A 13,657-nucleotide genomic window follows, 5' to 3' on the forward strand; every position below is an offset into this window, starting at 1 on the left:
TAAGCGCTAGCAGCTATGAAAACAGGAGTATTCATTCCACGCGTCACGCTTCGTTCCCCGCGACGATGGACATGACCGCCATGCGCACCGCAATGCCGAAGGTGACCTGCGGCAGGATCACGCTCTGCTTGCCATCGACCACGGCGGAGTCGATCTCGACGCCCCGGTTGATGGGGCCGGGGTGCATCACGATGGCATCGGGCTTGGCCAGTTGCAGCTTTTCGGGCGTGAGGCCGAAGCTCTTGAAATACTCCTGGCTGGAGGGCAGCATCGCGCCGCTCATGCGCTCGTTCTGCAGGCGCAGCATGATGACCACGTCGGCGTCCTTGATGCCTTCTTCGAGCGTGTGGCATACGCGCACGCCCATCTGCGCCATGTCGGACGGCACCAGCGTGCGCGGGCCCACCACGCGCACCTCGGGGCAGCCCAGCGTGGTCAGGCCATGGATGTCCGAGCGCGCCACGCGCGAGTGCAGCACATCGCCAACAATGGCCACGGTGAGGTTGCTGAAATCCTTTTTGTAGTGGCGGATGGTGTACATGTCCAGCAGCCCCTGCGTGGGGTGGGCATGCCGGCCATCGCCCGCATTGATCACATGCACATGGGGCGCCACATGCTGGGCAATGAGGTAGGGCGCGCCCGATTCGCTGTGCCGCACCACAAACAGGTCGGCCGCCATGGCCGAGAGGTTGGCGATGGTGTCGAGCAGCGACTCGCCCTTGGCTGCCGAGCTGCGCGCGATGTCGAGGTTGAGCACGTCGGCCGACAGGCGCTTGGCCGCGATCTCGAAGGTGGTGCGCGTGCGCGTGCTGTTCTCGAAGAACAGGTTGAACACGCTCTTGCCGCGCAATAGCGGCACCTTCTTGACCTCGCGGTCGTTCACGCTGACGAAGTTGGCGGCCGTATCGAGGATGTGCGTGACGATGTCGCGCGGCAGGCCTTCGATGGACAGCAGGTGGATGAGTTCGCCGTTGTCGTTGAGTTGGGGGTTGCGCTTGTGCAGCACGGTCAGGCCTCTTTGACTTGGAATTGGAAGGTGCCGCTGTCGTCGCGCGCCAGGGCCAGCGACTGGGCTGCGGGCAGGGCCACGCGCGCGGCAGCAAAGTCGGCCTGCACGGGCAGCTCGCGTCCGCCCCGGTCCACCAGCACGGCCAGGCGCACGCTGGCAGGGCGGCCGTAGTCGAACAGCTCGTTGAGGACAGCGCGGATGGTGCGGCCGGTGTAGAGCACGTCGTCGAGCACCAGCACATCAGAGCCGTTCACGTCGAAGGGCAGCGCGGTCTGCGCACTGGCCGACAGGCCGCGCTGGGCAAAGTCGTCGCGGTGCATGACCGAGGACAGCACGCCGTGCGGGCCTTCCAGGCCCAGGTCTTTCTGCAGACGCTCGGCCAGCCAGGCACCGCCCGATGCGATGCCTGCCAGGCGCGTGGTGGGAGTGAGCATGCTGCGCACGCCGCGCAGCAGCTCGCGGTACAGCGCCTCGGCGTCGAGCACGAGGCTGCCCCCGCTGGCTTGGGAGGGAGTGGTCATGGAAGATTCCTCAAAAACTGTTCCAGGATGATGCAGGCCGAAGCAGCGTCGGCGTCCTTGGCACCGCCCGCGATGGCCTCGGTGGTGCTGTAGCGCTCGTCCACCTCGAACACCTGCAAACCGAATCGCCCGCGCAGCTGGCGGCCGAACTTGAGCGCGCGCTCGGTGTTTTCGTGGCTCGCGCCATCAGGGTGGTACGGCACGCCGATCACCAGGGCGTCGGGTTGCCATTCCTTGATGCGCTGCGCCACCTGCACAAAGCGGGCATCGCCCTCGGCCTTGATGGTGGCCTGCGGCGTGGCGCTCTTGAGCATCCGGTTGCCCGTGGCCACGCCCGTGCGCTTGAGGCCGAAATCGAAAGCAAGAAAGGTCTGAAAATGCGCAGGAACAGCGGGCTGAACGGGCAAGCCGGTCATGCGTGCCCCGCCTCGGGCGACAGCATCCAGGCCTGCAGGCCCAGCAGCGACAGGGCCCGGTCGTAGCGCTCGGGCACGGGGGTGTCGAAGATCACCGACAGATCGGCCGCCACGGTGAGCCAGGCGTTTTCGGCCAACTCCGACTCGAGCTGGCCCTCACCCCACGACGAATAGCCGAGCGTGATGAGCACGCGGCGGGGGCCTGCGCCGGTGGACAAGGCTTCTAGCACATCCTTGGAAGTGGTCATCTCCAGGCCGCCAGGAATGGTCATGGTGGAGGCATAGGCCGACTCGTCGGTTTCGGCCTTGTCCATGAGCATGGGCTCATGCAGCACAAAGCCGCGCTCGGTCTGCACCGGCCCGCCCTGGAACACCGGTTCCCGGGTGAGATCTTCGCGCCGCAGCGACAGATCCACCTTGTCAAAAAGGCTCTTGAGCGTGATGTCCGAGGGCTTGTTGATGATGAGGCCCAGCGCACCGCGTGCGCTGTGCTCGCACAGGTAAATGACGCTGCGCGAGAAAGACTCATCCTCCAGACCGGGCATCGCGATCAGGAAGTGATGCGTCAGGTTGATGGGCGCAGAATCGAAAGACATATTCCAATTTTAACGGCGAACATGGCGCCCTCCTCCGAGCCTTCTTACCCCAGCGGTCTTGTCTGGTTCCGGCGCGACCTGCGCGCGCACGACCAGGCGGCACTGTACCGCGCTCTCACGCAGTGCCAGCAGGTGTATTGCACCTTTGTTTTTGACCGCGAGATCCTGGATACCCTCCCGCGGGCGGACCGGCGGGTCGAGTTCATCCGCGCGTCACTGGTCGAACTCGATGCATCACTGCGCGCGCTCTCTGGCCACACGCAGGGGGGCCTGATCGTGCTGCACGCAGTGGCCAGTGACGCCATTCCGGCCTTGGCCGAAAGCCTGGGCGTGCAGGCCGTGTTTGCGAACCACGATGACGAGCCCCAGGCCCTGGAACGCGACAGCCTCGTACGCACGCGGCTGGCCGCTGCCGGACGGGCTTTCCACACCTTCAAGGACCACACCCTGCTGGAGCGCAGCGAGGTGCTGACACAGACCGGCAAGCCGTACAGCGTGTTCACGCCCTACAAAAATGCCTGGCTCAAGAAAATCGACGCTTTCCAGCTGAAAAGCTACCCTGTGGAGCGCCATGCGCACCGCCTGGCAGCTCGCCCGCTGGAACACGGCCAACCTGTCCCCACGCTGGCGTCACTGGGGTTCGAGACCACCGCCTTGTCACAGCGCCAACTGCCCCCGGGTGCCAGCGGCGCGCAGCAGTTGTTCGACGACTTTCTGGAGCGCATGGAGCGGTACGACGACACGCGCAACTTCCCGGCCATCAAGGGCCCCAGCTATCTCAGCGTGCACCTGCGTTTTGGAACCATCTCGCCCCGGCTGCTGGCGCGCACCGCGCACCGCTTGATGCAGGAAGGCAACCCGGGCGCCACCACCTGGCTGAGTGAGCTGATCTGGCGCGACTTCTACTTTCAGATCCTGCACCACCATCCCCATGTGGCGGGCCACAGCTTCAAGCCGGCCTACGACGCCATCCAGTGGGAATCAGGCCCCGAGGCAGACACCCTGTTTGCCGCCTGGTGCGAGGGCCGCACCGGCTACCCGCTGGTGGATGCGGCCATGGCCCAGCTCAACCAGACGGGCTACATGCACAACCGACTGCGCATGGTGGTGGCGAGTTTTCTGGTCAAGGACTTGGGGCTGGACTGGCGCCGGGGTGAGGCCTACTTTGCCGCGCGACTCAATGACTTTGACCTGGCCGCCAACAACGGTGGCTGGCAATGGGCCAGTTCCAGCGGCTGCGATGCGCAGCCCTACTTTCGCATCTTCAACCCGGTCAGCCAGAGCGAGAAGTTCGACCCGGAGGGCAAGTTCATCCGCCGCTACCTGCCGCAGCTGGCACGGCTGCCGAACGCGGCCTTGCATGCCCCCTGGCTGGCCCGCCCGCTGGAACTGGCGGAGGCCGGCGTGGTGCTGGGCCAGACCTACCCGCAACCGGTGATCGACCATGACACGGCCAGACTGCGCACGCTGCAGCGCTATGCAGTCGTCAAGACGGGATGATTGCCCATCGTGGGCCCACCGTGGCCGGGGCCATCACAATGGGCCTCGGGTGCGTTGGGGCGCATCCTCGATCTTCTGCTCGCTCATGCGCATCCCGTCCATCTCCAGGGGCGTGCCCGAGGCCAGGCGCAGGCGCAGCGTGACATCGGTACGGTTGTCGGCATGGGCCACGGCTTCGTCCGGCGAAATGATGCCGCGTTCATACAGCTCGAACAGCGACTGGTCAAAGGTGCACATGCCCTGCTCACCACTGCGCACAATGGCAGTTTTGAGCTCGTCCACCTGGCCTTTCTGGATCAGCTCCGACACATAGGGGGTGAGCAGCATCACCTCCATGGCAGGCACCACCGAGCCCTGCACGCTCTTGACCAGCCGCTGTGCCGCCACCGCCTGCAGGTTCAAGGACAAATCCATCAGCAATTGGCGGTGGGCTGGCTCGGGAAAGAAATTGAGGATGCGCTGCACCGCCTGGTTGGCGTTGCTGGCATGCAGGGTGGACACGCACAGATGCCCCGACTCGGCGTAGTGCAGGGCATGCTGCATGGTGGCCCGGTCGCGGATCTCGCCGATCATGATCACGTTCGGCGCCTCCCGCATGGCGCGCCGCAAGGCCTCGTCGTAAGACGCGGTATCCAGCCCCACCTCGCGCTGCGTCACCAGCGATTTCTTGTGCGTGTGCAGGTATTCGATGGGGTCTTCCACCGTGAGGATATGGCCCGCAGTGTGCTCATTGCGGTAGTCGAGCATGGCGGCCAGCGTGGTGGTCTTGCCCGAGCCTGCCGCCCCCACGGCAAGCACCAGCCCGCTTTTCAGAAACGCCAGCTGTTTGAGCACGGGGGGCAGCCCCAACTCGTCAAGGCTGGGAATCCTGGCCGTGACATGGCGCACGACCACGCCCACATTGCCGCGCTGTAGATGCACATTCACCCGAAAGCGGGCCTGGTCCTGCGTCTGGAACGAGAAATCACACTCCTTCGACGCTTCAAATTCTTCGATCTGCGCCTTGCCCATGATCGAATAGACCATCGCCCGGACATCCTCTGCCGTCACCGAACCCTTGGTGATGGGCAGGAATGTCCCCTGCCGCTTGAGTGTGGGCGGCGCACCTGCCAGGAGAAACAGGTCCGAAGCGCTTTCGCGCACCATCAGTGCAAGGCAGGACAACAGACGGCTGTCCGCCTCAGGTGTTACCGAATCCATGGGGTCTCCTGATCATGCTGGCATCTTATCGGCGCTGCCAGCAAGGCTGCACCGATTGACCGGCCCCTGCGGGCCAGTCAACCCAGATCATGCCTCTGCAGTCGCCTCCAGCCGAGCGTAGTGCTGGATGAGGCTGAGCAGCTCTTCATCCGAGTACGGCTTGCCCAGATAGTGGTTGACTCCCAGTTCCATCGCATGCTCGCGGTGCTTTTCTGCGATGCGGGATGTGATCATGATGATCGGCAACCCCTTCAATGCACCGTCTGCCCGGATGTTGCGTGCCAGGTCAAATCCGTCCATGCGCGGCATTTCAATGTCGGACAACACCACCGTCGGACGCTCTTCCTGCAAGCGCTCCAGGGCCTGCAGGCCATCGGCAGCGAGCGCCACGCGATAGCCCTCACGTTGCAGCAATCGCTGCGTGACACGGCGCACGGTGATGGAATCATCCACCACCAGCACCAAAGGCACCTGGGTGGGGCCTGCGAGCATCGAAGCGGGCGGTTTGCCGGCGTCAGGACTTTCGGCTTCCAGTATGGCGGGCAAGCCGGCACTGGCTGCACGAACCTGGTCGCCATACACCGTGGACAGCGCCACCGGGTTGTAGATCAGCACCACGGCGCCAGAAACCAGCACCGACATGCCGGCCAGGCCTGGCAGGCGCGACAGTTGGGCGCCCAGGTTCTTCACCACGACTTCCTGGTTGCCCAGCACTTCATCCACATGCATGGCGATGCGCTGCGACGCACTGCGGAAAATCACCACAGGCCGCGTCTTGCCGGCGGCTTCACTGCTGCGCGCTGAAGCCTGAAGCAATGCACCGACCCAGAAAAATGGCAATGGTTCGAAGCCATCGTCAAAGTAACCTGTGCGATACGCTTCCTCAAGATCTGCAGCAGTGGTACGCCGCACGATTTCAACCACGTTGGCCGGCACGCCGATGACCAGATCTCCCGCACGCAACATCACCACCTGCGTCACTGCAGTGGTCAAAGGCAGCACCATGCGGAAGGCGGCACCCTTGCCCGATTCGGTCGAGGTTTCAATCCGGCCACCCAGGGCATTGATTTCCGAACGCACGACGTCCATCCCGATGCCGCGTCCCGCCAGGCCTGTCACCTCGGATGCCGTGGAAAAGCCTGGCATGAAGATTAGGTTGGCAGCTTCGGTATCACTGATGTCCGCGTCGACCTGCACGAGCCCTTGGGCCATGGCCTTTTCTCGGATGCGCTGCAGATCCAGACCGGCGCCATCGTCCCGGAATTCAACCGATACGTCATTGCCTTCATGGCGCAAATCCACGGTGATAGTGCCCGATGCGGGCTTGCCCGCAGCCACACGGACCTCGGATGCTTCAATGCCATGCACCACGCAATTGCGCAGCAAATGCTCGAAGGCGGGCGTCATGCGATCGAGCACGCCACGGTCCATTTCGATGGAACCACCCGTGATGTCGAGTTTGATCTGCTTGCCGGTTTCCTTGGATGCCTGGCGCACCACCGCATACAGACGCTCGGCGATGCCCTCGAACTCCACCATGCGTGTGCGCAAGAGATCGCGTTGCAACTCACGCGCCTGGCGGCCCTGAGCGATCAGGTCGTCCTCGGCGCCTTCCATGGCACGCTGCAGGTTGCGTTGCACGGTGGCAACGTCGTTCACCGACTCGGCCATCATGCGCGTGAGTTCCTGTACCCGCGTAAAACGGTCGAACTCCAGCGGGTCGAATCCGGCGGCGGAATCCTTTGAGAGTGCCAGTCGCGACTGCATCTGCGACTCGGACTGCACCTCGATGTCACGCAGCTGCTGACGCAGGCGGTCCAGGTTGCCCGAAAGATCCGCCAGTGAACTGCGGAACTGACCCAGACGCGCGTCCAGACGCGAGCGGCTGATCATGACCTCGCCCGCCTGATTCACCAGGCGGTCCAGCAATTGCGCACGCACACGCACCGACTGGTTGGCCGCCACGCGCACAGGGGCCAGCTGCGAGGGCCCCGGAAGCCTTACCGAGGGCTTTGGAGGCGACACAGCTGCCAAGATGGCACCTGAACCATTCGCAGCGGTACCCAGATCGCTCGGAACCGTAGGGGAAGAGCCGTCGGCGCCAGCTGCCCCGTGCGCACCGACGGCGCGCAGGAACTCGAGGTTCGCCTGCAATCCATCAAAACTCGCAAGCAACGGTTCAATCTGGTCCGTCGTGACAGACTCCATGTCCAGCTGTTCGATGGCCGATTCGAGTCGGTGGGACATCTCTCCCAGGCGCATGGCACCGGCAAGGCGGGAACTGCCCTTGAGGGTGTGCAAGGCCCGCAGTACCTCGTTGCGCGCACCGAGATTGTCCGGACGGGATGCCCACTGTCGCAATGCGCCACCCAGTTGGGGCAGCAGTTCCGCGGCTTCTTCTTCAAAGATGGGGAACAGATCGGGATCAATGACGTCAATGGCGTCAATGTCATCATCCACATCCGACCGCTCGGAGACGCCATGGGCCATGGCATCGTCGATGGGCTGGTCATGGTCACTTCCCACCACGGAGAGCGCCGGGGCCACATACCCAGCAGCGGCCACTTCCGCCGCCTTCGCAATCGGCAGCTCCGGTACAACGAAGTCAGGACCGACGCTGGCAGCCGGTACGCCATCCTTCGGAAGAGCGATGTCATCGAACTCATCTTCCGGAGGTGGCAGGGTATTGGCCACCTCGGTTTCGAGGATCTGGCGCAGCTGCTGCAATACTGCTTCGTTCGGCTCTTTGAGGAACCCTGCCGCAAACTGGTGCAGAAGACGGCGAATATCGTCCGCGGCGGCCATGAACGCTTCGGCCTGTTCGACGGTACCACCAGACTGCAGTTGGACATGCTGCATCGCGTGCTCGACCACCCTGGCCAGGTCGGACAGTGCCGAGAACCCCACGGTCGACGAACTGCCAGCGAGCGAATGGGCCAGAGCTACTGCCATGTCCGGCAAAGGCTCATGCAACTCGAGCGCCCACTCTTGCATACAGGTAACCAGTCGCCGCGACCACTCGTCAGCCTCATTGAGGTACACGTTGTACAGGGGGATACCGATTCGCAAGGTCTCGATCACCTTGACCGCCTCATCCGTCGGCGTTTCTTCCTCGGGCTCCGAGACTGGCACGACGCAAGGCTCAAGCCCAGCCTCTGGCAAGCTCACATCCACACCCGTGCCAGCGAGGCTGGCATCCTGTGCAGCGTCCGCCAGGAACTCCGGCACATCGCCGGACAACAACGAAGATGCGCCCCCATCGTCCGGGCTTGCAACCGTGGCAGGCAGATCGCCGGAGGCGGCATCCATGGCCACATCAGGCGCTGGCACCAAATCGGGCAACTCCAGATCCAGAGGGATGGACTCACTCACCACCTCCGCCGTGGCCCCAGTTTCGTTCAGGGCCTCGGAGAACACGGAGAAATCGATGTCTTCCGTCACGGTCGCCGCAGAAACATCCAACGCCAGACTTTCTGCAGCCGATTCCGCTTCCGTCTCCGCTTCGGCGCCATCCGCCAGCAATGGCTCAGGCACGGCGGCGACGGCAAGCGCTGCGTCCACCGCGTCCACCGCGTCCACGCCAGCCTGCGGTGCGGGCAGGACGGCTGTCGCGACAGCGTCTGTTTCGACTGGCGCCACGGCCGCCCCCCGCGCCATGAGCGGCAGCAAAGTGCCGTCAAGGCGCATGGCATCGGCGGAACGGCGGAATGCTTCAGCCCCCCAGACCAACGCAGATCCTGCAGAGATATCATCGGCCCAGCGGCCAAACGCCTGCAAGCCATCCGACGACAACTGCAGCAAATTGGGCTGCATGGGCTTTTGCTCGGCCAGCCAGGCGTTCAGCAATTGCTCCATGGACCAGGCCGCCTCGCCGAAATCATGGAGCCCCACCATGCGCGAGCTGCCCTTGAGGGTATGAAACGCACGACGCAAGGTGGTTTGCTCGCTCAGATTGGCTGGCTCTTCGGACAGCACTTCAATGGCTGCCAGACCTGTAGCCACCACCTCACGGGCCTCCTCCAGGAAAACGCCCAGCAACTCATCGTCCAATCCAGGCTCTGACGCGGTCGCTGATGCAGGGGTTGCGACGGAGGGAGGGACGGATGCAGCAGAAGGAAGATCCTCCGGCAACGGGAGATCAAAGAAAATATCCGCTGACAGCACTTCCGTTGCCGCCTCTGGCTGGGGACCGGCATCAGGTATCTGGGCCAACGCCGCTGCCACCGCAGCCTGCTCCTGCGCAGGAAAACGTGGTACCACATCCGGCAGAGACGGAGCCGCACGCTCCTCCATCTTGGCCGGTGCTTCTGCCACATCATCGGTGGCACGGGCGCGGGTTTTGCCCACCAGGATACGCAACTCCCCGAGCTCTTCATCGTAAACAAAGAGCTTGCGCGCCATCGTGCGCTGGTAGCTCAGCATGTCAATCAGAAATCCGAGCGCTCCCAGGCTGTTGCCCAGCTTTTCAAACGCTGGCTGTCGATCTTCTTCAGGAATGTCATTGATGAGCAAGTGCTCCACGGTGTCACGCATGCGCACCACCGCCAGCGATGCCTGCTCCAGTCCCAGAACGGACAAGACGCCACGCATCTGCGCCAGGTGGCCCGGCACTGCCGCCAACACCTCCGTATCCTGGGAATTCCGGAAAAACTGGTCCAGCGCTTTCTCGGCTTCACCCAGTGTGGAACGCAATTCATCCACCACACTGCCCATTGTCTGGTTGTCGCTGACCCGGCGGTACAGCTCTTCCATCCAGAGTTCAAGCGGCTCTGGCTCCGCGCCCGCGACCACAGCGTCCAGCCGCTGCGCCAGGCGCTCTGCACGCGACTCCATCAGTCCGTCATCCGCATCCAGCTCCTCAAACGCGGCCTGCAGGTAAAGCACTGAAGTTGCCACCTCCATTGCCAGCGCTGGTGACGGCGGTTCCCCCGAGCGGGTTGTGGACTCAAGGGCCCGCGTCAGGCCTGCGGCGAGACTTTCGCTTCCCGGATGCAGCTTGCGCAGCGAGTCGCAAACCAGACTGAACTGATCCGCTGCCGGCTTGAGCTTGTTGCGGTCTCCACCTGCCAGCGCGGACCAGGTTTCGGTAGCAGATGCGATGCGCTTGCGCGCCTGCGCCAGCAAGGCCGGGTCAAACCGGCCAAAACGCGCGATTTCATAATCTACCGGCTTGAATCGCTCCAGACCAAAGGATTTTCTGACGGCTTCGAGAGCCGGCGCCTTATCCGCCTCACCGCCCGCGAGATTCGCCTGTGAACAGAAGAAAAGCAGATCCTGGACCAAGCGATCAGCAATGGCATCGTCGCCCTTGGCCAAGGTGGCGTACTGCATCAGCACGCGCGACGCCACCCGCTTCACGTAGACGTCGGGCGCCAGCAGCCCTGCGCCAAGTGCTTCGAAGAAACCGGCACAGATCTTCCAGAAAGCCCGCGACTGGCGGTCGGACTGGGCCGCAGCAAAACCCAGGCAGATTTCGCGCATGCTCGTCGCGGCCGACTGATCGCCCGATTTGACGATTTTCAATACTGCAGAATCTAGGCGCGCCCGTGCCTCGGGGCCGTATGGCAACGGCGTGGCTGCCACGGAATCTTCCGGCTCACGGAAACGACGCTCCGCCGGCCACAGATCTGCAGGGTGCGCACGCTCGGCCCCTGCCAGCGCCTGGGCGTCTCGGTACTGAGGAAAAAGGGCGACCGCAGAAACAGCCTTGCCTCCCAGCACGTTTTCGAGATATTCGATGAGGGCGAAGCTGGCACGCTCGATCACCGCAGCAGCATCGTCTGTGCATTGCTCAGGGCGTTGCACAAACTTTTGTACGGCCGACTCCATGGCTCGCAAGACCAGGGCCGGCGAACCCATGCCCACCATTTCAAGCGCTCCGCTGGCCTGATGGAGCTGCTGGCGCGCAATACGCAAGGCTCCGGCATCCAACGAGGCCAGATCGGACTCTCGCGCCAGCTCTGCGTCCCGCACAAAACGGCGCATTGCCTTGACAGCTCCATCCAGTGATTTGCGCAGTTCGTCAAGCACCCATGCCAGAGGCCCCAGATCCTGAACGCCCTGGATTTCATCCGCGGCCGGTGCATTGTTGACATCAATAGATGGCATGAATTCGTCCCCGGCTGCAGTGAGCCGCTGGTTGATGACTGCTTGATGGTTGCGTCAGGCGATCTTGAAACGTGCCACCGACTGGCGCAGTTCTTCAGCCATGTGCGAGAGCTCGCGCACCTGTTGTGCCGTGGTACGCGTGCCCTCACCCGTCTGCTCGGTCACCGCAAAAATGTGCTGGATGTTGTCTGCCACTTCATTGGCCAGAACAGCTTCCCGGGACGTGGACGACGAAATTTGCTCGATCAGCTCCGCCAGGCGGCGCGACACACGGTCAATTTCAGTCAGTGCGGTACCTGCACTGTCAGACAGGCGCGCCCCTTCCACCACACCCTGCGTGGAACGCTCCATGGCGGCCACCGCATCCTGGGTATCGGTCTGAATGGCTTTCACCAGGGCCGAAATCTGCCGGGTTGCATCGGCGGACCGCTCAGCCAGTCGTTGCACTTCTTCGGCAACCACCGAGAAGCCGCGACCGGCATCACCCGCAGATGCAGCCTGAATGGCAGCGTTCAGGGCCAGCACGTTCGTCTGCTCCGTAATGTCAGAGATCAGCTCGGTGATTTCACCGATTTCCTGCGACGACTCACCAAGACGCTTGATCCGCTTGGACGTATCCTGGATCTGGTCACGAATCGAGTTCATACCACCGATGGCGTTCTGCACAGCCTGCAAACCCGAGTCGGCCGCCTGCAGCGACTGACGCGCCACCGTAGCGGACTCTTGCGCCTGGGTGGACACTTCGTTGATTCGGGTCGCCATATCCAGAACGGACCGGCCGGTTTCACGAATTTCGCGCAGCTGCTCTGTGGAAGCCGCCAGCAGCTCAGTGGACGTGCTGTCCACCTGGGCCGTCGTCTGCGCCACACGGGTTGCCGTGTTCTGCACGCTGCCCACCAGTTGGCGCAACTCTTCCACCGTGTAGTTCACAGAGTCAGCGATAGCGCCGGTGATGTCTTCGGTCACCGTGGCTTCCTGCGTCAGATCACCTTCCGCAACGGATTGCAATTCGTTCATCAAACGCAAAATGGCGGCCTGGTTGGCATCGTTGACGCGCTTGGCCTCCTGCTCCTGGCGTTTTGCATCCTTTTGCTGTACTTCAGCAGCCACCTGGCGACCCCGGCTGTCCAGCAGCTGAACGCGGGAAATTCCGACACCGCAAAGCAGCACGAACAAACCCGCCAACGCCAGGGCAGCAAACTGCCCGGCCCCCAGGCCCGTCTGCGAAGAAAGCTTGTCCTGCAAGCCTTCCAACTGGCGACGCAGCGGCTCGCTATCGGCAATGATCGACGACTGGGCCTCCCGGGCAGAAACCAGACCTTGCAGGTTGCCCAGAATGGCACTGGCTTGCGTACGGGTCTCTTCGTAGAGTTTGATCAGGGCTTCGAGCTGTTCGCGTGTCTGCGCATCCTTGGTTGCAGCCAGCCGCAACTCCGGACTTCCATTGAGCAGGCCTTGGGCAATTTCCTTGAAGGAATTCAAGTCCTTGCCCAGCAGGAACACGGCTTCGGGGCTTACGCCTTCCATGGTCTGGAATTCATTGGCCGACTTGCCAATACGCTGGGTCAGCATCACCAATTGACCGGCGGCGGAAATCTCGGCCGCCGGAGCGTTTTGCTGCAGCTTGAGAGACGACACGGTTTCTGCGATTTCCAGCAGATCCGACGACTGGCGATTGATGGTGCGCAGTGCGTCGCCCACCTGCATAAGGATTTTCTGCTGCCCCATCACCACGCTGGCGTTGCGTTCCGCGCGCTCCATGAGCGGGTTCACGGCCTCCAGATCCGGCCGGAGCTGTTCGCCCAGGGACTGCACGCCCAGCTCACTGTCGCCAGTGCCCAGTGCGCGCACGTTGCGGGCCAGAACACCAGAGCTTTCCACCACGTCCGGGAAGGCCTGCGGACTCCCCACCAGCGCCTGTGAAACAGATTTGGCAAGCCGCTGGGACTGCATCAGCGACTGACCGGTAGCAGCCAACTGCTGGGCAGAGCGATCTGCCTGCCGCAGCACCCAGCCCGCAATCAGTGCCAGCGCCACAACGCCAATGGCCAGCAAAGCCAGCAAACGCCGCTGGTGGCCAGCCGCCGTGGAACGGCCCAGCAGCGGCAAGGAAATAAGGTCTTCGTCCGTTTCATTCGCTGATGGTTCCAGCGACTCGGCACCTGGATCACCCTGCACACTGTGCATGGCATCGGTCTGGTAAGACTCCCGCACAGCGCTGGCTTCGACAGTTCCCGCCTCCATGGCATTGCGCCTGCCATCCACCATGCCGGCACCCAGCACCTTGTCCGATTCCTCGGGCTTGCG

General features: G+C 63.1%; 8 protein-coding genes. 1 reads left to right on the plus strand and 7 read right to left on the minus strand.

The window, feature by feature from the left end:
• Positions 1-43 precede the first annotated feature (43 nt).
• The 4 genes from BLW02_RS02820 to BLW02_RS02835 are packed head-to-tail and all read right to left on the minus strand — an operon-like array spanning position 44 to position 2,542.
• Entirely contained in the window at positions 44-1,006 is a 963-nt protein-coding gene (locus BLW02_RS02820) for an aspartate carbamoyltransferase catalytic subunit (RefSeq protein WP_026437869.1), read from the minus strand.
• Between the two features lie 2 nt (positions 1,007-1,008).
• Entirely contained in the window at positions 1,009-1,530 is a 522-nt protein-coding gene (gene pyrR / locus BLW02_RS02825) for a bifunctional pyr operon transcriptional regulator/uracil phosphoribosyltransferase PyrR (protein WP_092696914.1), read from the minus strand.
• Entirely contained in the window at positions 1,527-1,946 is a 420-nt protein-coding gene (gene ruvX, locus BLW02_RS02830; protein WP_092696915.1) for a Holliday junction resolvase RuvX, read from the minus strand. The genes pyrR and ruvX overlap by 4 nt, the downstream gene beginning before the upstream one ends.
• The gene (locus BLW02_RS02835) at positions 1,943-2,542 is read right to left on the minus strand and encodes a YqgE/AlgH family protein (protein ID WP_092696916.1); all 600 of its coding nucleotides are present in this window, start codon (positions 2,540-2,542) and stop codon (positions 1,943-1,945) included. The genes ruvX and BLW02_RS02835 overlap by 4 nt, the downstream gene beginning before the upstream one ends.
• A gap of 21 nt (positions 2,543-2,563) precedes the next feature.
• Between BLW02_RS02835 and BLW02_RS02840 the strand changes: the two genes are divergently transcribed.
• Positions 2,564-4,042, plus strand: a complete 1,479-nt coding sequence (locus BLW02_RS02840; protein WP_092696917.1) for a cryptochrome/photolyase family protein — start codon at positions 2,564-2,566, stop codon at positions 4,040-4,042.
• A 33-nt stretch (positions 4,043-4,075) separates the two neighbouring features.
• Here the strand turns inward: BLW02_RS02840 and BLW02_RS02845 are convergent, their stop codons facing one another.
• The 3 genes from BLW02_RS02845 to BLW02_RS02855 form a co-directional block, all read right to left on the minus strand.
• Positions 4,076-5,242, minus strand: coding sequence for a PilT/PilU family type 4a pilus ATPase (locus tag BLW02_RS02845; protein ID WP_092696918.1), 1,167 nt, complete (start codon positions 5,240-5,242; stop codon positions 4,076-4,078).
• Positions 5,243-5,329: 87 nt separating this feature from the next.
• Positions 5,330-11,350 carry a hybrid sensor histidine kinase/response regulator gene (locus tag BLW02_RS02850; RefSeq protein ID WP_092696919.1) on the minus strand — a complete coding sequence of 2,007 codons (6,021 nt, stop codon included), beginning with the start codon at positions 11,348-11,350 and terminating at the stop codon, positions 5,330-5,332.
• Between the two features lie 54 nt (positions 11,351-11,404).
• Positions 11,405-13,594 (minus strand): methyl-accepting chemotaxis protein, encoded by a 2,190-nt coding sequence (locus BLW02_RS02855; protein ID WP_425285640.1) that lies wholly within the window; start codon positions 13,592-13,594, stop codon positions 11,405-11,407.
• Positions 13,595-13,657 lie beyond the last annotated feature (63 nt).

Source organism: Acidovorax soli, from assembly GCF_900107605.1.
Taxonomy (GTDB): domain Bacteria; phylum Pseudomonadota; class Gammaproteobacteria; order Burkholderiales; family Burkholderiaceae_C; genus Acidovorax; species Acidovorax soli.